Here is a 20,841-nt window from a genome sequence, read left to right as displayed (position 1 = left end):
ACCGACGTCGGAGACGGTGACCGGGCGTCCCGCCCCGCTTCCCTGGCATCCCACCGCGGGGTCGACACCGGCCGGCCCGAACACCGGTCGCTTCCCGGTCCTCGGGAGTGAACGACCGACGAGCGCCCCGCCGCGCGGCAGTGCCGCCGTCCCGACCAGCCCGGCGCCGGGCGGCACGCCACCGGACCAGGGGCCGACCGCACCGAACGGCGCTCCGCCGCTCGGCCCGCCGATCTCCGCCCTGCCCGCGCCGGCCGACGCCACTCCCGCACCCGAGCCCGCCGCGCCCCGTCGTCGGCGCCGGCTGCCGCTGGTGCTGGCGGTCGTGGTGCTGCTGCTGGTGCTCGCCGGCGTCGGGGTCGTCGTGACCAGGCCCGGACCGGTGGCCGGCTGGCTGGGCGACGACGCCGGGTCCGCGCCGACCGCCGCGGCCGCGGCCCCCGAACCGGACCCGTCGGACGTGCTCGCCGGCCCCGACCCGAACGCTCCGATACCCAGCCCCGACGGGGTACGCGCCGCGCTCGACCCGCTGGTCGGTGCGGCCGCGCTCGGCGACCGGGTGAACGTCTCGGTGGCCGACGTGACCTCCGGTCAGACGCTGTTCGCCAAGGGGGCGGACGACGGCACGGTTCCCGCCTCGGTGACCAAGCTGGCGACGGCGGTGACCGTGCTCGCCGCCCGGGGGCCCGGGCACCGGATCCCCACCCGCGCGGTGGCCGGCGCGCAGCCCGGTGAGGTCGTGATCGTCGGCGGCGGTGACCCGACGCTCGCGGTCGACAAGAAGGGCTTCTACCCGGGCGCGGCGCGCCTGGACGACCTGGCGGCCCAGGTGCGTACGGCACTCGGCGGCACCGCCCCGACGAGCGTGACCGTCGACGGTTCGATCTACTCCGGCCCGGTCTACGGCCCGGGCTGGGACGACGACATTCCGACCGGCGGGTACGGCGGGGCGATGACCGCCCTGATGACCGACGGCGCACGTAAGGACCCGGGTGCCGCCAGCGGTGGCGCCGAGCGGGTCGGCGAGCCCGATCTGGCCGCCGGCCGGTCGTTCGCCAAGCTCCTCGGCGTACCGGCCGGCACCGTCAAGCGGGGCACGGCCCCGGCGCCGGCCGCGACCGGTGGCACCCCGGCACCCGGCACCGAGCTGGGTGTGGTGCAGTCGCCCCCGATGATCCGGCTGGTCGACATCATGATCAGTCAGAGCGACAACCTGGTGGCCGAGGCGCTCGCCCGGCAGGTGGCGCTGGCCCGCAACCAGCCGGCCTCGTTCGACGGGGCCGCCGCCGCGATGGACGCCGAGGTGGCCGAGCTGGGGTTGCCCGCCGAGGAGATCACGCTCTCCGACGGCAGTGGGCTGTCCCGCCGTAACCGGATCAGCCCGTCGCTGCTCACCGACCTCATCCGGCTGGCCGCCAGCCCGGACCACCCGGAACTCGCCGGTGTGTTCGGGGGCCTGCCGGTGGCCGGTTGGTCCGGGACGCTCGACGACCGCTACCGGGGCGCGCCGGGCACCGCCGCCGGGGCGGGCGCCGTACGGGCCAAGACCGGCACGCTGACCGGGGTGCACGCCATCGCCGGTCTGGTCACCACGACCGACGGCCGGCTGCTCACGTTCGCGGTGCTCACCGACAGGGTGCCCGGCGGCACGGACACCGCCCAACCGGCGCTGGACCGGATCGCGGCGGCGTTGGCCGCCTGCGGCTGCGGCTGACCGCCGGCGTCCCGGCCGCCGGGGCGGAGCCGCGACCGGCGTCGATCGCCGCCGCGAGCCCGGGCCGGGGTGTCGAGGCGCGGGTACGGTGGGTTCATGGCGCAGTTCGTGGACTGGGATCTGGCCGCCGCCACCGCGGGGGCGTTGAGCAAGTCGGGCCCTCGGGTGTCGTACGCCGAGGCCACCGAGGTGGTCGGCGACCTGCGGCGGCTGACCGACGAGGCCGCCGGGCACGTGGCCGACTACACGGGGCTGCGGGCGCAGGTGTCGCATCCGCCGGTCCGGGTGGTGGACCGCAAGGACTGGGCCGCCGTCAACATCGCCGGTCTGCGCGAGGTGATCACCCCGCTGGTCGGCCGGCTCTCCGGTGACAAGCCGCCCGGCGCGTTGACCGAGGCGATCGGGTCCCGGTTGACCGGGGTGCAGGCCGGCACGGTGCTGGCCTACCTCTCCGGCCGGGTGCTCGGCCAGTACGAGGTCTTCTCCGCCGAGCCGGGCCAGTTGCTGCTCGTCGCACCGAACATCGTCGAGGTGGAGCGCAAGCTCGGCGCCGACCCGGGGGACTTCCGGCTCTGGGTGTGCCTGCACGAGGTCACCCACCGGACCCAGTTCACCGCGGTGCCCTGGATGCGGGCGTACTTCCTCAGCGAGGTGCAGGCCTTCGTTGACGCCTCGTCCAGCGGCGGCGAGCACATGGTCGAGCGGCTGCGGCGGGGGGTCTCCACCCTGTCCGACGCGGTCCGTGACCCGGAGAGCCGCACGAGCGTGCTGGACATCGTGCAGACCCCGGCGCAGCGGGCCGTCCTGGATCGGCTGACCGCGCTGATGACGCTGCTGGAGGGGCACGCCGAGTTCGTGATGGACGGCGTCGGCCCGCAGGTGATCCCCAGCGTGGAGCGGATCCGGGCGTCGTTCAACAGGCGTCGTGAGGCGGGCAATCCGCTGGAGAAGGCGATCCGTCGCCTGCTCGGCGTGGACGTGAAGATGCGCCAGTACGCCGAGGGGCGCAAGTTCGTGCACGGCGTGGTCGAGCGGGTCGGCATGGACGGGTTCAACTCGATCTTCAACTCCCCGCTCACCCTGCCCCGGCTCTCCGAGCTGGGTGACCCGGACGCCTGGGTGGCCCGGGTGCACGGTCCCGCCGGCACCGTCCCGGCCGCGGGCTGACCCGCCCGCCGGTGGCCGCGCTCGCCCCGCCGGTGGCCGCGATCCGGGTGGCTGTCCGCCGCGCGCTGACCGGGCTGCCGGCCGGCGGGCCGGTGCTGGTGGCCTGCTCCGGTGGCGCCGACTCGCTCGCACTGGCGGCGGCCACCGTGTTCGTGGCGCCCCGGCTCGGTCTGGTCCCCGGCCTGGTGACCGTCGACCACGGCCTACAGGCCGGTTCCGCCGAGCGGGCCGAGGCGGTCGCGGCCTGGGCCCGCGGTGCCGGGTTCGCGCTCGTGGAGGCGGTCCGCGTCGAGGTGGCCGGCCGTCCGGGTGGGCCGGAGGCGGCGGCGCGGGAGGCTCGGTACGAGGCGTTGAGCGGGTTCGCCCGGCGTCACGACGGGGTCGCCGTGCTCACCGGGCACACCCGCGACGACCAGGCGGAGACCGTCCTGCTCGCGCTCGCCCGGGGCGCCGGCCCGCGCGGGCTGGCCGGGATGCCGGCCGAGCGGGACCTGTCCGGGGTGCCGCTGCTGCGCCCGCTACTCTCGATCTCCAGGGAGCAGACCCGCCACGCCTGCGCCGTGCTCGGTCTGCGGCCGTGGCAGGACCCGCACAACACCGACCCGTCGTACGCCCGGTCCCGGGTGCGGGCCGACGTGCTGCCGGCGCTGGTGCGGGCTCTCGGGCCCGGCGTGCTCGACAACCTGGCGCGTACGGCCCGGCTGGTGGCGGCCGACAACGCCGCCCTCGACGACCTGGCGGAGACGGCGCTGGCGGCCGCCCGGCATCCCGACGGTGGGCTGGCCGTGCCGGAGCTGGCCGGCCTGCCTCCGGCCGTACGCGGCCGGGTGCTGCACGCCTGGTCACGTGAGCTTGGTGCCTCGCCGGGTGCCCTGTCCCATCGGCACATCGCCGCACTGGACGCCCTGGTCACCGACTGGCACGGTCAGGGTGCGACGGACCTGCCCGGGGGCGTCCGGGTGCTCCGCCGCGCCGACCGGCTCGCCCCGGTGACCCCGGACTGATCTCAGACGCTGTCCGCCCGGTCCCGGAAGGTCGTCCGGTAGCTGTGCGGGGTGGCGCCGACCCGGCGGCTGAAGTGGTGCCGAAGCGCCGCCGCGTCGCCGAAGCCGGCCTGGTCGGCGACGGCCTCGACGCTCAGCGGCGTCTCCTCCAGCAGCCGGCGGGCGAGCAGCACCCGCTGGTTGGTGAGCCAGTCGTGCGGGGTGGTGCCGGTCTCGGCGCGGAACCGGCGGGCGAACGTGCGCGGGGCCATCCCGGCCCGGGCGGCCAGCTCCTCCACGGTGATCGTCCGGTCCAGGTGTCCCATCAGCCACTCCAGCACCGGCTCCAGGGTGGGCGCCTCGGGCGCCTTCGGGATGGGCGCCTCGACGTACTGGGACTGGCCGCCGTCGCGGTGCGGCGGGACCACCATCCGCCGGGCCAGTCTGGTCGCGGTGGCGGAGCCGTGCTCCTGGCGGACCAGGTGCAGGCAGGCGTCGATGCCGGCCGCCGTGCCGGCGCTCGTGAGCAGGTGGCCGTCCTGGACGTAGAGGGAGTTGCAGCGCACCCGGGCGCGGGGGTGCCGGTGTTGCAGCTCGTCCACGTACCGCCAGTGGGTGGTGCACTCCCGGTCGTCGAGCAGCCCGGCCTCGCCGAGCAGGAAGGCCCCGGAGCACACGCTGAACAGGTGGGCGCCCCGCGCGTCGGCGCGGCGCAGCGCGTCGAGGACCGGACCCGGTACGACGGTGCCCTGGCTGTGCGCGGGGACGGCCACCAGGTCGGCGTCCTCCACCGGTCCGAGGTCGGCGTGCGGGGTGAGGTGGAACCCGGACGAGGTGCGTACGGCAGCGCCGTCCGGGCTGCACAGCTGGAAGCGGTAGCCGGGGAATCCGTCGGCCGTCCGGTCGGTGCCGAACACCTCGGCGAGCACGCCCAGCTCGAACGGAGCGACCTGGTCGAGGACGAGGACTGCGACGTTGCGGAGCATGTGACGAGGGTAACCCGAGAGGTGGCAGTAAATCGATGCCCAGTGGCATCTCTGCCACTGTCCGGTCGGCGCGAGTGGTCGCAGACTGGTGTCAGTCCGGTGCGCACCGGCGGCGAAACCGACAGCAACCATGCGAAAGCGAGCGCCGCCATGGAGTTCCTGCTCTTCCTCCTGTTCCTCGTCCTGCTCGTCGCCGCCTCGGCGACCGGCCTCACCGCCGACAGTCACGATTCGGCCGACTGGAAGCCCAGTGACGACGGCCGCCGCTGGCGGTCACGTACCAGCTGATGTGTTTAGCGGTTTATCTGGCGAAAAATCCCGGGCGGGACCGCGCCAAAAGGTGCGGCCCCGCCGACGGAGGCCATCGGACGTACGGCAGGCTAGGAGTCATGGCTGACGGCTCCTGGTACGACGCCGACATCGACCACGTGATCATTTCCGAGGCGCAGATCCGCGAGAAGACAGCGGAGCTGGCCAAGCAGGTCTCCGCCGACTACGCCCACGTGGGCGACGGACTGCTGCTGGTCTGCGTGCTCAAGGGCGCGGTGATGTTCATGGCGGACTTCGCCCGGGCGTTGGGCCGCAACGGCCCCCCGGCCGAACTCGACTTCATGGCCATCTCCTCCTACGGCCAGGGCACGACCTCATCGGGCGTGGTCCGCATCCTCAAGGACCTGGACCGCGACATCGCCGGTCGGCACGTCGTCGTCGTGGAGGACATCGTCGACTCCGGGCTGACGCTCTCCTGGCTGCTGCGCTACCTGGAGTCCCGCTCGGCGGCGAGCGTCGAGGTCGTCGCGCTCTTCCGTAAGCCGGACGCGGTCAAGGTGCCGGTTCCGGTGAAGTACGTGGGCTTCGACATCCCGACCGAGTTCGTCGTCGGGTACGGCCTGGACTTCGGTGAGCGGTACCGCGAGCTGCCGTACGTCGGAGTGCTCAAGCCCGAGGTCTACGCCCGCTCCTGACGCCGGTCGGAGTCACCCCGGGGCCGTGTGAGCCCAACTCGTATCGGTATCCGTCAAGCCGACGTTCAGCGCGCTCTCAGGTCTTCCGGTTACCGTGGAGCCCGGTGGCGCGGAATGTACTCCGCGTCCGGCCCCTCGACCGCGTGACCGGGCGTTCGGGTGGCCGGGCAGGACTCCCCGCCACGCCGGTTTTCGCCCGGACCCGCCGTACGTCGGTGCGGGGCTGGTGGGCCTGCCCACGGTGTACGCCGTCGATGTCGACAGTGCGCCGAGTGCGGGGCTCGCAAGCTCACTCCTCGCGTACACGGTGTACCGTCGAATGACCGCGGCGCGGCAGTTTCGCGCCTCGGGGTCGAGGCCGGCCCGCACGGCGGCTCCGGCTGCCGCACACCGCGGCGACACCATCAGACGGTCAGGACGTCGATCAGGAGGATGCGGGCGCCCCGGCGCTCGACAACAGTATGGAACGTACGCGTTTCTTCCGCCGACCGGTGGTCTGGATCATCCTGGTCATCCTCGGCGCCGTTGTGCTCAGTCAGCTGTTCACCGCTGGTCCCAGCTACCACCGCGTGGACACTTCCGTTGCGCTCGACCAGCTGCACACCGCCAAGATCAATAAGGTTGTCTTCCAGGACAAGGAGCAGACGCTCCAGCTCGACCTGGCCCAGAAGACGAAGTTCGGTGAGACCAACACCAACAAGATCGAGGCCCAGTTCCCCTACCAGGCTGGCGACCAGATCTGGAACGAGGTGCTGGACGCCAAGGCGGCCAACCGGGTCACCGGCCCGGCCGACGCCAAGGTCTCGTCGGACAGCATCTGGATGAGCCTGCTCATCAACCTGCTGCCGATCGCGCTGCTCGTGCTCCTGCTGCTGTTCTTCATGTCGCAGATGCAGGGCGGCGGCTCCCGCGTGCTCAACTTCGGCAAGTCCAAGGCGAAGATGATCACCAAGGACACTCCGAAGACGACCTTCGCGGACGTCGCCGGTGCCGAGGAGGCAGTCGAGGAACTGCACGAGATCAAGGACTTCCTGCAGAACCCTGCGAAGTACCAGGCCCTCGGTGCCAAGATCCCGAAGGGTGTGCTGCTGTTCGGCCCACCCGGTACCGGTAAGACGCTGCTGGCCCGCGCGGTCGCCGGCGAGGCCGGGGTGCCCTTCTACTCCATCTCCGGCTCCGACTTCGTGGAGATGTTCGTCGGTGTCGGCGCGAGCCGGGTCCGTGACCTCTTCGAGCAGGCCAAGGCGAACGCCCCGGCGATCGTCTTCGTCGACGAGATCGACGCCGTCGGTCGACACCGTGGCGCCGGCATGGGCGGCGGTCACGACGAGCGCGAGCAGACGCTCAACCAGCTGCTCGTCGAGATGGACGGCTTCGACACCAAGGGCGGCGTCATCCTGATCGCGGCCACCAACCGACCGGACATCCTCGACCCGGCGCTGCTGCGCCCGGGCCGGTTCGACCGGCAGATCCCGGTGGACGCCCCCGACATGGAGGGTCGCAAGGCCATCCTGCGGGTGCACGCCAAGGGCAAGCCGTTCACGCCCGACGTCGACCTCGACTCGGTGGCACGGCGTACCCCGGGCTTCAGCGGCGCCGACCTGGCCAACGTGATCAACGAGTCGGCTCTGCTCACCGCCCGCAAGGACCAGCGGGCGATCACCAACGACTCGCTCGAAGAGTCGATCGACCGGGTGATCGCCGGTCCGCAGCGCCGGACCCGGGTGATGAGCGACCAGGAAAAGAAGATCACCGCGTACCACGAGGGTGGGCACGCGCTGGTCGCCTGGGCGCTGCCGCACGCCGCTCCGGTGCACAAGGTGACGATCCTGTCCCGTGGCCGCTCGCTGGGCCACACCCTGGTGCTCCCCACCGAAGACAAGTACACCCAGACGCGCGCCGAAATGATCGACACCCTGGCGTACGCGCTGGGTGGTCGGGCCGCCGAGGAACTGGTCTTCCACGAGCCCACCACCGGTGCCGGCAACGACATCGAGAAGGCCACCCAACTGGCCCGCGCGATGATCACCCAGTACGGCATGAGCTCCAAGCTCGGCGCGATCAAGTACGGCACCAGCGGGGACGAGCCGTTCCTCGGCCGCAACATGGGCCACGAGCGGGACTACTCGGACTCGGTGGCCGCCGAGATCGACGGCGAGATGCGGGCCCTGGTCGAGCTGGCGCACGACGAGGCCTGGGAGATCCTGGTGGAGTACCGGGACGTCCTGGACAACATCGTGCTCGAGCTGATGGAGAAGGAGACCCTCTCCACCGCCGACATGGCGCGGATCTGCGCACGGGTGGTCAAGCGTCCGCCGCTGGCGCCGTACAACGGCTTCGGCAAGCGGCAGCCGTCCACCGAGCCGCCCGTGCTCACCCCCGCGGAGAAGGACAAGCTCAAGGCGCAGGCCGAGGCCGACGGCGCGCAGGCGTCCGTCGGAGGCGGGGCACCGTCCAACAACTCGGACGGTACGCACTGAGCGACGACCCGACGGCCAGCTCCCCCAACCGGGAGCTGGCCGTCTCCGCGACCGAACCCGACGGCGACGACGAACTGGACTACGTGGCCGCCCGGCTGATCAGCGGCAAGCTGACCGGCCGCCCCGTCGAGGACGCGGTCGACCTCGGCCGGATCGAGAAGGCCGTCCGCGAGATCCTTATCGCGGTCGGCGAAGATCCGGACCGCGACGGACTCCAGCAGACCCCGGCCCGGGTCGCCCGCGCGTACGCCGAACTCTTCGCCGGGCTGCGGGTCGACCCCGCCCAGGTGCTCAGCACCACCTTCGAGGCCAACCACGAAGAGCTGGTCATCGTCCGGGACATCGACGTGATGAGCCTCTGCGAGCACCACCTGCTGCCGTTCCAGGGCAGCGCGCACATCGGCTACATTCCCGGCCCGGACGGGCGGATCACCGGCCTGTCCAAACTGGCCCGGCTGGTCGAGGTCTTCGCCCGCCGCCCCCAGGTGCAGGAACGGCTCACCTCGCAGGTCGCCGGCCTGCTGATGAGCAAGCTCGCCCCGCGCGGCGTCGTCGTCGTGCTGGAGTGCGAGCACATGTGCATGGCCATGCGGGGCATCCAGAAGTCCGGCGCGAAGACCATCACCTCGGCCGTCCGCGGGATCCTGCAGACGGACTCCAAGTCACGTGCCGAGGCGATGGCGTTGATCCTCCCCCGCTGACAGCCCCCACACAGCCGGCCGCCCCTCCCGGGTGGCCGGCTGTTCCGGGCCCGCACCCGGGCGGGTCAACCCGCCAGCAGGGCCAGCAACAGACCCGCCGTGACCAGCACCGCCGGGACCAGGCACACCAATGCGCCGAAGCGCACCGTGCGGTCCAGACGCCCACCCGGGTCGGGCCGGAACACCCGCCCCACAGCGAGCCAGGCGACGACGAAGGCCACCGCGGGCATCGGCAGCCCACAGATCAACGCGGCCACGCTCGCCGCGCCCGTCCCGGTCGCCGCGTACACCACGACCTGGATCAGCGGCACCAGCAGCGCCAGCGGCCCGTACACCAGAAGGTTTCGTGCCCGCGCCGGCCACGACCCCGGCCGGAACCGGCGGCGCGCGGCCAGCGCCGCGTCCGCACCCTCCGCCCAGCCCCGCGCCGTGCGCAGCGCCGCCAGCACGGCCGCCGGGCCGCCCGCCATCGACCGGGTCGCCTCGCTCAACTCCGGCGGCGACGGCACCAGCGAGATCGCCGGTACGCCCAGCTCCCGCAGACGCTCCTGCTGGCTCGCCAGCCCGGTACGGACCAGCGTCAGCTCCTCCCGGGCCGCCTCCGCCGAACGTGCCTGCTCACCGGCGGCGGCCGCCGCGCCACGGCGTACCCCATCCAGTTGCCGCGCCGCCGCCAGGTACTCCGACCAGGCCGTTGTGGGATCCCCGTCGGTCCCGCCCGACCCGGCGGTACGCTGCCGCCCCGGCCCGGTCACCGTCGCGTTCGGACCCACACCGACACCCTCCACGCCCGCCACCGGATCACCAGGCCTCGTCGGCGAACGGCACCAGCACCGTGCCCCGCTCGTCCGGACCGTCCCAGAGGACCGCCCGGTCGGGCCGGCCCCGCCACTCCACCGGCCGGCCGAAGACCGCGGAGAGCTGCGCCGTCGGCACATCCAGCACCGCCACGGCGGCCAGCTTGTCCACCTCGCCGTCCGGCTCCAACAACGCGGCGAACGGAGGCACCGCCCGCCACCAACCCAACAGGTGCCGACCTGCCGGTGGTCCGTCCCGCAGCAGCGCGCGCAACCGGTCCACCGGCAACTCCCGCGGCCCCGGCCGGTCCAACCCGAAGACCACAAGATAGGTCGGCAGATCCGCCTCCACGTCCGCGAGCAGCGTCGGAAGGTCCACCATGCTGGCCGGATGCCGGGCAGCCAGCTCGGCGGTCAACGCCTCCGCCAGCGGCCGGGCACCCGGATCCGGTGCCGCCACCAGGAACCGGGCCGTGCCCGGCTGGTGATGAATCGCAGTGCTGCGGGCCGCCGTCGCCAACAACCCGCCCGCCGCCGGACCCGAACCGAGCAGCGCGAGGTTGCGCCCCGCCGCCGGCCCCAGCGGTACGCACACAGTCGAACGGGCGACGTCCACCGCCCGACCCAGCAGAGCGGCCGGGCCGCGCGCCTGACCGGCCGACGCCGACCGGTACCGCGGATCGTTGCCCAGCAGCGGCCGGGCATACCCGGCGAAGACCACCGGCGGCGCCGAACCCGCCGGCCGGGCCTCCCACAGCTCGTGTCGAAGCCGCTCCACCATCTCCGGGTGGTCCTGCGGATCGGGGTGCCGGATCAACCGCTCGTGACCCCGGATCGCGCCGCGCGGACCGCCCAGCCCGCCCGCCGTGTTCACCACCGCACTGCCCACCGGCAGGCCGGCCGCCGAGTCATTGGTCGGCTCCAACACCGGGCTGCCACCCGGCAACGCCACCCGCACCGGAAACTGCCCCAGCACCGAATCCCGGTGCCCGCTGTCCGCGCGCGTCGACAGTCCCAGCTCACCCGCGCCGGCCAGCACCAGATGCACACCCCACGCCCGACCGGCCCGCGCCAACCCGTCCACCTGGGCGGCCACCTCGGCGGACAGCCGGTCCCGTTCGGCGAACAGCAGCGGCACATTGTCCACCACACAGACGATCCGGGGCAGCGGCCGATGCTCACGCAACTCCGCGAAGCGCTGACCACCCGCCCGCCCACCCGCCTCCGCCCGGCGCCGCACCTCAGCCGTCAACTGATCGAGCAGATCCCGGACGTACTCCCGGTCAGCGGCCATCGCCGCGGCCCGCACCTGCGGAATCCACGACCGGTCCCGCTCGGTCTGCAGGAACTCCACGAACGACTCGCCGTCCCCGAGATCCACCAGGTAGAGCGCCAGGTCGTCCGGCCCGTACCGGGCGGCCAGACCGAGCAACGCGGTGGTCAGGAAAGCCGCGCGACCCCCAGCCGACCTGCCGCTGACCAGCCAGTGCGGCGTCAACTCGGTGAAACCCAACGGCACCGGCCGCCCACCGGCGTCACCGACCGTCGTGGTCAACCCGTTCGCCGGATCCGACTTCCAGAGCTGGTCGCCCGTCGCCGGCAGCAACTCCGCCAACCCCAGCCGGGAACCCGCCTCCACCTGCGCGGCGAGCCGCCGGCACACCGCGTCCACCAGCTCGGCGGGCGGATCCGCCTCGACGAAGACCGGCGAGTTCAGACCACCCGGAGGCTCGGCACCGGGACCGGCGAACGACGCCCCCGGCGGGTCACCCAGAAGCGCGTACGCGTTGCGCAGCGCCAACGGCGTCGTGTGCGGCAGCGGCGGTCGAGCCGCGTACGGCCCCGCAGGTGGCCAACCCGCCACCACCAGGTGCAGCCCAGCCGACGGCCCCTGCTCGGCCAACGCCTCGATCCGCGCCAGATCATTACGCCCGGTCAACTCCGGCAGAGCCGCAACCACCAGCAACAACGTACGGTCATGACGTCGACGTCCGCTCGCACCCGGAGTCACCCACTGCTCCGCCTCCGTCAGCACCGCGCGCAGACCCGCCACGTCCACCGCCGGCGGCGGCAACAGGCCGGCGTCGGCGAGCGCCCCGAACGGGGCGAGCACGGCACCCGTGGCGTCGACCGCCCGTATCAGCAGAGCACCGGCCGGCGCCGCACCCAACAACCGCAGCAGCACCGCCCGCAGCAGCCCCGCCACCCGAGGCTCCCGCGCGTCGGCGTCCACACTCAGATGACCAGTACCGACCAGCGGCACCAACGCCGGGAAACGGGCATCGTCCAACGGCGCCGCCGTACCCACCCGGACGAAGAGCGGCGGACCATCACCAGCCGGAGAATCCACGGTGAGCGAGTCCAGAGCAGCCCCCGACCAGCCCGGCGCCAGCCGCGCCGCAACCACCCGCAGCCGGTCCGCCGCCTCGTACTGGCGGCGCTGGTCGGCAGGGGCCGGGCGGGTCTCGTCCAGGACACCGGCGGCGGCCGTCGCCACAGCCGCAGCGCGGCGGTGCAGAGCTGCGGCGCGGTTCGTACGAGCCTTCGGACCGGCCACCGCGTCCACCCCCTCTAGCCGAGGCTGGCAACCCCTCCCCGAGCAGAGACGGTATCCCAGCCGGGGCCGCTCCTCCGGGAGGTGCCGCGGCGGTGCGCCGGTGTTGTCGTGGATCTCACCAGTGGGGAGGAGTCCGTCACGATCCGCTGGATCTGAGGCATTGGCTCCGGAGCCTCCAGCCGATAACTTCAGGAGGTGGAATCAGTGCAGCCCCCCGCCGGTTCCCAGGTCTCCCGCGTACCGGCCCAGCGAACGCCGTCCGAGCAACTGCCGCCGGCCCCGGCCACGCCGGCCCCGCAGCCGCCGCGCAGGCGGATGCGAACGGTGCTCACCGTGGTCGCCGGGGTGCTCGCACTGCTTGCCGTTGGCGCAGGGATCACCGGTTTCGTGCTGTACAACCGGGCCGCAGCTCCCGATCGCAGCGCTCCAGATGTGGTGGTGGACAACTACCTGCGGGCATTCCTCGTGGATCGCAACGACGTCCGGGCAGACCTCTTCACGTGTGAAGCCGGGGCGCAGTTGGACGCCGTGAGGGGCCTCCGGGCTGAGGCGGAGGAGCGCGAGTCGAGGTTCGGCGTCAATGTCCGAGTCAGTTGGGGGCCGCTGTCGCGGACACCGTCCGGCAAAGGTGAGTCTGTTGCCACCACGTTGACCATCGCCGGTTCTGCTGATGGCGTGCCCAGAAGCAGTCGTCGGGAGGATTGGGTATTCGACGTGATCGAGGACGGCGACGGATGGCGGGTTTGCGGCGGGATGAGAGCGGCCTAACTGTCACTCAATCCACAGCAAGTGGACCGGCACCTCCAGAGTGGTGGGTGACTGGCCGCGCCAGGCCCAGCGGTACCACTCCACCTCGGGAGTGATCCGGACGCAGATGTCCCCCTCGGCGCCGGAGTACGTCTCGGTGACAGCCCGCAGATCACGGTGCTCCTGGGTGCCCTCGACGTGGACCACCCGTCGCCCGGTCACCGCGTCTGCTTCGAAGACGGGCGTGGGCGATGGGTGCGCCGGGCCGTCCAGCGAGACGAGCCGGATGCCGTGGGTCCGGGCGCTTTCCTGTCCGGGCCGGTCGCCGACGGTCTCCACCCAGACCCGCTCGACCGGCACCAGCGGCGCGAACACCTCGACCTGCTCGGCCTCGGCCCGATACCACTCGTGTTCGGGTATCACCGGCACGTAGGTGCGCGCGCCCTGCACCACCCGGTCGTCGGCACGCAGGTCACCGCGCCAGCCCAGCCCGGGCAACCCCACCAGGACCCGCTGCCCGCGCAGCTCCACCCGTTCCGTGGCAGGAACGATGGTGAGCGGGCGGGGTGGCTGGGGCGCCCAGTCGGGCTGATCGGCGAACGGGTCGGGCAACGGTCCGGTCATGCCTGTGGTGACCTCATGCCGGACGGCGCAGCGGGGCGCCCCGGTCGCGCATGAACTGGACGGGGTTCACGGCGCCGGCAGGGCTGCGGTCACTGCGTAGGTGCACCTCGAAATGCAGGTGCGGGCCCGACGAGTTGCCGCTGCTGCCCACCTGGCCGATCACTTCGCCGGCGGTGACCATCTGTCCTTTGTGAACGCGCGGCTGGACCACCATGTGGCAGTACCGCGTGATGTAGCCACCAGCGTGCAACAGGTCGACGAACCATCCGCAGCCACCCTTTCCGGGAAAGCCGTCCACATTGCAGCTCTCCCGGCCGCGCTTGTCCGGGTCGCACCTCGCCACCAGCACGCGGCCGGTTGCCGCCGCGCGGATCTCGGTGCCCTTGGCCGCACCGATGTCGACCCCGTCGTGGCCGGGTCGGCTGGTGGTCCGGAATCCGGAGCCGACATTCCCGGAGATCGGGGCGGTCCAGCCTGAGGCGGCGATCTGTCCGCGTTCCGCAGCGTCGCACACCGCCTTGCCGTTGATTTCGACGGTACGGGCCGCGCCGCCGGACAACGCGTTCACGATGCGGCTGGCCAGTTCCTCGTGCTTGGCGTAGGCGTCCGGGTAGGCGCTGATCTGGACCCGTTGCGCGACTGCGGTCAACGGCCGGCCTTGCCAGCCCTGCACGCCGACGAGTTTCTCGTAGAACTTGCGCGCCGCGTACGCGGGGTTCAACCGCTCGGCGACCGTGCCCCACCCAGGCCGCTGCTGGAACAGGCCCAGCGAATCGTGGTCGGCGCCGACGCCCTCGTGCGGCAGTGCCAGCGACGCGGGTACCCCGCTGTTCGCCAGGTTGCGCAGGGCGGACTCCTGCATGGCGGTGGCCAGGGCGATCACCCAGCCGCGAGAGGGCACCCCCATGTCCTGACCGACCTTGATGATGATTGCGGCATTGCGGATCTGCGCGTCTCCGTACTCGCTGAACCGCGGCAGTTCACCGGTGACGTTCACCGGGCGGACCGGGCCGCACCCCAGGGCTGCCATGTCCTCCCCGTCCTTAGCCTCATCGCCGCCGAGCCCGGTGAGGAAGAAGGCCGCCGTGCCTCCGGTACAGCACAGCAGGAGCAGCAACCCGGTGAGCGCCGCGGCGATCACACCGATTCTCAGGGGTGGACGACGGACGGCGGCGCCAGCAACATCGTTCACGGCCTCTCCCAGTCCACCACGTCGACCAGCCATCCCCCGTCGGCGGCGACCAGTTCCAGCCGAAGTCGCCCGGCGTCGAGGGGAAGCAGCATCTCGACGAACGACTCGGTCCGCTCCCGCATGCTCGGGGGTCCCGCGATCTTCTCGGCTGGCACCGTCTCGGGCTCGGCCCCGTCCAACTTCTCGATCAAGGTCGGAGTGGAGAGGGGACGCATCCCAGCCTGCCACTCTTCGGGGGTCATCCCACTGCGGCCGAGCCAGGCGGTGGCGAACCGCTCGGCGGTCTGCTCGGGTGTGCGGGCGCCCGGCCGGGTCACCGGTGACGGTGGCGTCTCGGTCGAGAGCACGCCGTCGTCGCCGGTCGTCGGGTCCACGGTGGTGATCGGCTGGTCCGGCCGGCTGCTCAACCCGTCGGCGGAACCGTTCGGGTCAGAAACGAGCCGCGCCGCTCCGATCACGCCGAAGACCAGCACCGCGATGACCAGTGCCACCCCCAGCCGAGATCGCAGCGCTCGGGTGAAGAGGAACTCCAGTGCCCGTCGCATCGCTGTCACCGCGCCTCTGAGCGCACCCGAGGGCCGGTGCGGTCCGGTACCCGCTCGGAGGAGCCCGGCCGATAGACCACGAACGACGGGTTCTCGGCAGGCACGTCCGGCTCCGTCCAGGTCGCCGGCTGCCGTCGGCGGGGTTGGGGCGGCACCGAGCCCCGACGGCCGCCGGACTGCTCCGCAGGCGCATCGTCCGCGCGTTCCCGCCCGTCCGGCCGCCCGGCATCGGAGCGCCCCCCACCGACCGGTGCGTTCGGAGTTGGGGCCGGGTCTTCCCGCCGCGCCTCCGGACGTAGCCGGGTCTGCTCCGCGTCCGGTGAGCGGCGCCGACCGCCCACGGGTTCGGCGGTACCGCCCGGTTCCACCACATCGAGGCGCGCGGCGACCCGCATGTCCCGGAAGAAGCGGCGGTGCCAGGACCCGGCCGAACTGACCGCCTCGCTGCTGTCCTTGCCGCCCAGCTGGGTGATCCGCCGGTACGGCCGCAGCAGTAGCCAGCCAACCACTCCGCACAGCCAGACCAGCACCACCTGGAGCCAGCCCGGCAGGGCCGGCGTGCTCATGATCAGGTCGACCGCGAACAGGTAGATGGCGGCGCCGGTACCGAAGATGGCGATGTTGAAGACCGCGGCGACCACCGCGTTCGCCAGCCGGCGCAATCCGGCGCTGGCCGGCCGGAGAAGCCCGACGGTGCCCAGGATGGGTGCCGCGATCACCGCCCAGCGGAAGATCAGGAAGCCCAGCAGGACCAGCACCGACGCGGTCAGGTCGAACATGGCGAAGAGCACGGCCGCGAGCACCGCGATGAAGCCGGAACCGATCCGGTCCATGTCGCGGCTGCCCGTCAGGAACTCGTAAGCCTCCGGATCCTCGACCTTGATCTGATCCGCGACCGTCATCCACTGCTGCTGCTTGGCCTTGATCGTCCCGGCCCGGGTGGCCGGGTTGGCACGCAGCTTCTCCGACTCCTCCCAGGAGAACGCCTTGGCGTCATACAGGGCCGGTCCGTACTTGCGGGCCGTCTCGCTGTCCGCCGAGCCGAGCACACCGCGTAGCCAGTTCCGGTAGAGCATGGACTCGGTGGCCGTGTCGCTGGCTCGTACAGCCGGTGGCCGGTTGTCCTTGCACGCTGCGGGATTCGGATCGTCGCACTGATCCGGCGGAGTGTCCCTGGAAGCCGGACCTATGGCGTCGTGCACGACGCCCAGAGAGGTGATCAGAGTGCCGTCGGCGATGTTCGCCGACTTGACCGGCCAGGCCGCCAGTGCGGTGACCGCCACCATTACCAGCAAGGCCCAACCGGCAGTCGTCATCGCATTGCTCATGTCCGACTGGCGGGAGCGCCAGAGCAGATAGAGACCCACCACGCACAGCGTGATGATCCCGAAGACACTGAACACCTTCTGGTAGACCGCCTTGGTGGCCTTCTCCACCAGCGGGTCGGCCCAGTTCCACATCGCGCGGGGATCCCAGGCCCGCTCCCGCAGTGCGTTCGAGGCACCCACGACGGCGGTGGCCATCATGAACTCGCCGTTGGCGACCGTGGTGGTGAACTTGTAGTCGGGATGGAGGATCGTGGAGGCGCATCCGCCATCCACGTCGTAGGTGCTGAAGCTGTAGCCGCCGTACCCGTAGTCGCTGTAAAGGCCCTTTGGTCCGGGCAGTTTGGACGACTCCGGGCGGGACGCGAACCAGCCGGCCAGGCCCGAGTCCGGGGCGGAGGGCACGGGCGGCTTCCGACAATCGATCTCGGTTTCGCTTACCTGCTTCAGCTTCGCCACGCAGGCACGGAAGTCGGCCTGCCACTCCGGGGTCGTGCAGAGGTCGGCGCGTGCCTGGGCGGCTGGTGGTGCGGCGGAGGCGGCCTCCGCACCGACCAGCGGCCAGACGATGCTGGCCCCGGCCAGTACGCCGAGGGCGAGCAGGAACGACGCGATCCTTGCCCGGGCCCTCGCCATGTCACGCCTCCAGATCCGGCAGGGGGATACTCGGCAGCACTCCGGCCGCTGCGGCGATCGCGGCGGGCGTCGTGTCGAGGTGGTCCAGCAGCCCTTCGACGTACGAGACGTCGACTCGGACCTTCTGCACCCGGCCGTCGACGTCGCGCATCACGAATTCGCGGAAGCCGAGCCGGTTGGATGAGCTGGTGTCGGCGGCGGAGAGGGAGGCAAGGGTCGCCTCGTACCCGTCGTTGACCGGCACCCGCAGCAGCCGGAGCGCTTCGGAGGCGATCTCGGCGTCTTCGGCGATGCGGCCGACGAAGACTGTGGAGACCAGGTTCTGTACGTCGAGGCCGAGGATGTCGCGGGGGTTCTGCGAGGCGACCAGCGCGGCGAGGTTCCACTTGCGGGAGTCTCGGGCGAGTCGGACGAGGAACGAGCGGCCGGAGCGCCAGCCCTCCATGAAGTGCGCCTCGTCCAGGCCCACGAGTTTGCGGGACGACATCGATCCGCCGTAGCAGCGGCGGACGGCGAGCCGGTGCGCGGTGTGCAGCATCGGCAGGGCGAGGGCTTCCTCGGCGGACCAGTACTCGCGTTCGATCTTGAGGTCGGGCAGCCGCAGCCCGGCCATGGTGATCACGGTGAGCGCCGCGTCGGCGCCGAGCAGGCCTTCCGGTGGCCGGCCGAAGAAGAGCATGGCCAGCGGCATCTCGGCCGTGTCCAGCAGCAGGTTGGCGAGTTCCTTGCCGGCGTCGTCGTCGAGGCGTCCGAGGCAGCTCACCACGTCGTCGAGGGTGGAGGTCTCCTCGGCGGGCACCTGGCGGACGGCGTGCCGGAACAGGGTGGCGGTGGACGCCTCGCGGGCCACCTGCGGCGGCACCAGCATCATGCAGATGTCCTGGACGAGCATTCGTCGTTCGGCGCGGGCGTTGGAGACCGCGATCTCGAACTCCCGGTCACCGGCGGCACCGGTGCCGAACTCGCTGCGCAGCGGCGTCGGGATGAGCGAGTAGGGCGCGAGCGTGCCGTGCTCCGAGCCGGTCAGGTTCAACACCCGGGAGTACGGCCGCAACTCGGGCATGGCGCAGAGTCGCGCCAGTGGGCCGGACGGGTCGAGCAGTGTCACCTGGACGCCCCTCCGGGCGGCCAGGTAGCCCAGTGCGCCGAGCAGGGTCGACTTGCCACCGCCCGGTTCGGCGACGAAGACCGCGAGCCCGGAGCGTTCCCGCACCTCCATGGGGAAGTGTAGGTCGAGGAAGACGGGGCGGCGGCACGTGCCGGCGGTCCGGCCGATCAGGTCGCCCCGCCGGTCGCCCACGTTCGACGCGGCCTGGGGGAGCGCGGCGGCCAGCAGGGGGACCGGCATCCGGCGCACGTAGCCGGTGTTGGCGATCGGTTCGCCGGGGATGAACTCGCGGGCCAGCCAGTCCTGGTTCTTCGGATGTTGGAGGGAGATGCGCAGCTCGCGGGAGTAGAGCTGGATGAGGCGACGGGCCCGCTCCAGGCACTCCTCCCTGGTCCGGCCGCCGACCGCGATGCGGTGCCAGCCGTGGGCGCGGGCCGAGTCGACGGGCAACCCGGTGGTCATCTCGTCGCCGATCACCAGTGCCCGCTTGGCCAGGCGTTCGAGCTCTGGCGGTGCGTCGATGCCGTGCTCGGCGTAGTCGAGCTGCTGTGAGCGGATCATCCGCAGTCGGTGTTCGAGATTGCGGAACGAGTCACCGGAGCCGAGGATGTCGACCCGGGTGGAGATCTCCATGGGCCAGGGGAGCCGCTCGTGGAAGTGCAGCCAGGGCTCGTGCCGTTCCGGGATCTCCAGCGGCTCCATCCGGCCGACGGCGAGTACGGCGACGTGCCGTTCCTCGCCGGTCATCCGGTTGACCAGTTTGACAGTCGAGCCGTACGGGGTGCGGTAACGCTCGACCTGTTCGGTGAGTGCCAGCAGGTCGCCGCGTTCCCACTGCCCGTCGGTCACCGGCGAGAGTGTCCCTGGGGGTGCCATGCACAGCGCCACCGAGCGGTAGAGCAGCCACTCCAATTCCTGGGCGGTGACCCGGCGGCCCCGCATCCCGAACGCGCCGAGCACCTCGTCGAACTGCTCGACGGTGCGCCCCAACTTGCGGCGTTCGCCGTCGGCGGTGCCCCGGCCGAAGGTGCGCAGGAGCCGTTCGGTGAGCGAGTCGCCGAGGGACCGGCGGGCGAACGTGACGCCCAGGTAGGTCTGCCCCTCGGCGTGGTTGACGGCCATCAGGTGCCGCTGGGCGGCGACGAGGTGGTCGGCCCAACCGGCGGTGCCGGGCACGTCGGGCAGCGGCGACGCCGTGTGCGCGTCGATGGTGCGCGCCCACTCGTCGGCGGGGAACGGCCGGGTGGTGCGGCGCAGGTGCAGCCGGAAGCCGGCCAGGCCGGCGTACTGCTCGGAGATCGCCGACAGCAGCGCCTCGCGTTCGGCGTCCGGCCGGAACGCCCAGCGCACCTCGGGCAGCCAGTACCAGGCGGTGACGGTGTTCGGGGTGAAGGTCAGGTGGCCGGCGATCTCGGTGATGGCCAGCTCGACCGACGGGTCCCGATCCCCGAACTTGATTTTCGGGGCGCGGACCCGGGCCGGTCGGACGGGTCGGTCCTGCCGGCTCGCGGCGCGTTGCCGGGGCGCGACGATCTCCTTGCCGGCACCCTTGGACCGCTGCGGGGCGTCGGCGCGGCGCGGCGCGCGTTCCAGGGCGGGCCGCTCTGCCGGCGCGGCACCGACCGCGTGTTCCGTCGGGAGCGTCGGCGCGGCTGACCGCTCCGCCGGCGCGGCCGGCCGGTTGGTCGGTGCCGGACGGCCGGCGGGCGCGGTGCCTGGTGCGCGCGTCACCGGGTCGGCGTGCCTCGCGGCCGAGGTGCCTCCGGCGGCCGGGTCGAGGTCGCTCGTCGGGTGCACCATCGGCAGCCGGTCACCCACCTGGTGCGGCACCCGGGACTCGCTGGCCGGGTGGGCTTCCGCGTGTCGCTGTTCGGCGGGGTGCCGGGCGCCGGTGGACCGGTCGTCGGGGGTCCACGGTGGCTCCAGCTCGGGCACCGGGCGGGCCGGGGCGACGGCCGGCGGCTGTTGCGGGATCGCCGGCTGGTGCCGGGCGGCGGGGCCGGCCTGGATGGCTCGCGGGCCACCCGGGCGGGCGCCGCCGAACAGGTCGAGGAACGGCGAGTCGATGTCGGCGTTCTCGCCGGCCGTCACGGCTGTGGGTTCGGCCGGGGGTGTACGCCGGGAAACCGGCCGGGGCGCCTGGAAGACGCCGACCGCCCCGTGCCCGGGTGAGGTCACCAGAGCGGGGTCGAGCGCCACCTCGTCCTCGTCTTCGGTGTAGTCGAACGACTGCGCACGGTGACCTTCGGGTGCGCCCGGGCGGCCGGCCGGGGAACCCGGCGTGGAAGCGCGGCTCATGCGATCGCCCCACCCG

At 72.3% G+C, this 20,841-nt stretch carries 16 protein-coding genes; 8 read left to right on the top strand and 8 right to left on the bottom strand.

From position 1 onward, the window contains the following. Positions 1-241 precede the first annotated feature (241 nt). The 3 genes from dacB (at position 242) to tilS (ending at position 3,885) form a co-directional block, all read left to right on the top strand. Positions 242-1,714: a D-alanyl-D-alanine carboxypeptidase/D-alanyl-D-alanine-endopeptidase gene (gene dacB, locus ABZS77_RS19575; RefSeq protein ID WP_354824686.1), complete on the top strand. Its 1,473-nt coding sequence runs from the start codon at positions 242-244 to the stop codon at positions 1,712-1,714. Positions 1,715-1,810: 96 nt separating this feature from the next. Beyond that, positions 1,811-2,881: a zinc-dependent metalloprotease gene (locus tag ABZS77_RS19570; protein ID WP_354824464.1), complete on the top strand. Its 1,071-nt coding sequence runs from the start codon at positions 1,811-1,813 to the stop codon at positions 2,879-2,881. An 11-nt stretch (positions 2,882-2,892) separates the two neighbouring features. Then, positions 2,893-3,885 carry a tRNA lysidine(34) synthetase TilS gene (gene tilS / locus ABZS77_RS19565; RefSeq protein ID WP_354824461.1) on the top strand — a complete coding sequence of 331 codons (993 nt, stop codon included), beginning with the start codon at positions 2,893-2,895 and terminating at the stop codon, positions 3,883-3,885. Between the two features lie 2 nt (positions 3,886-3,887). On the opposite strand, the gene ABZS77_RS19560 is transcribed toward tilS, so the two are convergent. Then, positions 3,888-4,850, bottom strand: a complete 963-nt coding sequence (locus ABZS77_RS19560; RefSeq protein ID WP_354824458.1) for a helix-turn-helix domain-containing protein — start codon at positions 4,848-4,850, stop codon at positions 3,888-3,890. A 150-nt stretch (positions 4,851-5,000) separates the two neighbouring features. Here ABZS77_RS19560 and ABZS77_RS19555 point away from each other — a divergent pair, with 150 nt between their 5' ends. From ABZS77_RS19555 to folE, 4 genes are all read left to right on the top strand, one after another. Beyond that, positions 5,001-5,138, top strand: a complete 138-nt coding sequence (locus ABZS77_RS19555) for a hypothetical protein (protein WP_354824455.1) — start codon at positions 5,001-5,003, stop codon at positions 5,136-5,138. Between the two features lie 101 nt (positions 5,139-5,239). Continuing rightward, positions 5,240-5,815, top strand: a complete 576-nt coding sequence (gene hpt, locus ABZS77_RS19550) for a hypoxanthine phosphoribosyltransferase (RefSeq protein WP_030328005.1) — start codon at positions 5,240-5,242, stop codon at positions 5,813-5,815. Positions 5,816-6,276: 461 nt separating this feature from the next. Next, complete coding sequence (ftsH, locus tag ABZS77_RS19545) at positions 6,277-8,295, top strand: ATP-dependent zinc metalloprotease FtsH (protein WP_354824453.1); 2,019 nt, start codon at positions 6,277-6,279, stop codon at positions 8,293-8,295. Positions 8,296-8,330: 35 nt separating this feature from the next. Next, positions 8,331-8,996, top strand: a complete 666-nt coding sequence (gene folE, locus ABZS77_RS19540) for a GTP cyclohydrolase I FolE (protein WP_354824683.1) — start codon at positions 8,331-8,333, stop codon at positions 8,994-8,996. A gap of 65 nt (positions 8,997-9,061) precedes the next feature. On the opposite strand, the gene ABZS77_RS19535 is transcribed toward folE, so the two are convergent. Then, on the bottom strand, positions 9,062-9,751 hold the full coding sequence (locus tag ABZS77_RS19535) for a hypothetical protein (protein WP_354824681.1): 690 nt from the start codon (positions 9,749-9,751) through the stop codon (positions 9,062-9,064). 46 nt (positions 9,752-9,797) lie between these two features. Then, positions 9,798-12,359: an FtsK/SpoIIIE domain-containing protein gene (locus ABZS77_RS19530; RefSeq protein ID WP_354824450.1), complete on the bottom strand. Its 2,562-nt coding sequence runs from the start codon at positions 12,357-12,359 to the stop codon at positions 9,798-9,800. A 195-nt stretch (positions 12,360-12,554) separates the two neighbouring features. Between ABZS77_RS19530 and ABZS77_RS19525 the strand changes: the two genes are divergently transcribed. Continuing rightward, complete coding sequence (locus ABZS77_RS19525; RefSeq protein WP_354824679.1) at positions 12,555-13,118, top strand: hypothetical protein; 564 nt, start codon at positions 12,555-12,557, stop codon at positions 13,116-13,118. Positions 13,119-13,121: 3 nt separating this feature from the next. On the opposite strand, the gene ABZS77_RS19520 is transcribed toward ABZS77_RS19525, so the two are convergent. The 5 genes from ABZS77_RS19520 to ABZS77_RS19500 are packed head-to-tail and all read right to left on the bottom strand — an operon-like array spanning position 13,122 to position 20,825. After that, positions 13,122-13,721, bottom strand: coding sequence for a hypothetical protein (locus tag ABZS77_RS19520; protein ID WP_354824447.1), 600 nt, complete (start codon positions 13,719-13,721; stop codon positions 13,122-13,124). 13 nt (positions 13,722-13,734) lie between these two features. After that, positions 13,735-14,946: a M23 family metallopeptidase gene (locus ABZS77_RS19515; protein ID WP_354824444.1), complete on the bottom strand. Its 1,212-nt coding sequence runs from the start codon at positions 14,944-14,946 to the stop codon at positions 13,735-13,737. Next, positions 14,910-15,467, bottom strand: a complete 558-nt coding sequence (locus ABZS77_RS19510; RefSeq protein ID WP_354824440.1) for a hypothetical protein — start codon at positions 15,465-15,467, stop codon at positions 14,910-14,912. The genes ABZS77_RS19515 and ABZS77_RS19510 overlap by 37 nt, the downstream gene beginning before the upstream one ends. Next, complete coding sequence (locus ABZS77_RS19505; protein ID WP_354824437.1) at positions 15,464-17,419, bottom strand: MFS transporter; 1,956 nt, start codon at positions 17,417-17,419, stop codon at positions 15,464-15,466. The genes ABZS77_RS19510 and ABZS77_RS19505 overlap by 4 nt, the downstream gene beginning before the upstream one ends. A 1-nt stretch (position 17,420) precedes the next feature. Further along, the gene (locus ABZS77_RS19500; protein WP_354824434.1) at positions 17,421-20,825 is read right to left on the bottom strand and encodes an ATP-binding protein; all 3,405 of its coding nucleotides are present in this window, start codon (positions 20,823-20,825) and stop codon (positions 17,421-17,423) included. Between the last annotated feature and the right edge of the window lie 16 nt (positions 20,826-20,841).

The sequence above is a fragment of the Micromonospora sp. NPDC005298 genome, assembly GCF_040607375.1.
In the GTDB taxonomy this organism is placed as follows: Bacteria; Actinomycetota; Actinomycetes; order Mycobacteriales; family Micromonosporaceae; genus Micromonospora.
The sequence above is the reverse complement of the archived record's forward strand: the minus strand, read 5'-3'. Positions and strand labels throughout refer to the sequence as shown.

Bases quoted from the DNA above. Each gene is read 5' to 3' on its own strand.
- ABZS77_RS19570 (WP_354824464.1), top strand. From the start codon at position 1,811: ATGGCGCAGTTCGTGGACTGGGATCTGGCCGCCGCCACCGCGGGGGCG.
- ABZS77_RS19560 (WP_354824458.1), bottom strand. From the start codon at position 4,850: ATGCTCCGCAACGTCGCAGTCCTCGTCCTCGACCAGGTCGCTCCGTTC.
- ABZS77_RS19555 (WP_354824455.1), top strand. From the start codon at position 5,001: ATGGAGTTCCTGCTCTTCCTCCTGTTCCTCGTCCTGCTCGTCGCCGCC.
- hpt (WP_030328005.1), top strand. From the start codon at position 5,240: ATGGCTGACGGCTCCTGGTACGACGCCGACATCGACCACGTGATCATT.
- ftsH (WP_354824453.1), top strand. From the start codon at position 6,277: ATGGAACGTACGCGTTTCTTCCGCCGACCGGTGGTCTGGATCATCCTG.
- ABZS77_RS19520 (WP_354824447.1), bottom strand. From the start codon at position 13,721: ATGACCGGACCGTTGCCCGACCCGTTCGCCGATCAGCCCGACTGGGCG.
- ABZS77_RS19515 (WP_354824444.1), bottom strand. From the start codon at position 14,946: ATGGCTGGTCGACGTGGTGGACTGGGAGAGGCCGTGAACGATGTTGCT.
- ABZS77_RS19505 (WP_354824437.1), bottom strand. From the start codon at position 17,419: ATGGCGAGGGCCCGGGCAAGGATCGCGTCGTTCCTGCTCGCCCTCGGC.
- ABZS77_RS19500 (WP_354824434.1), bottom strand. From the start codon at position 20,825: ATGAGCCGCGCTTCCACGCCGGGTTCCCCGGCCGGCCGCCCGGGCGCA.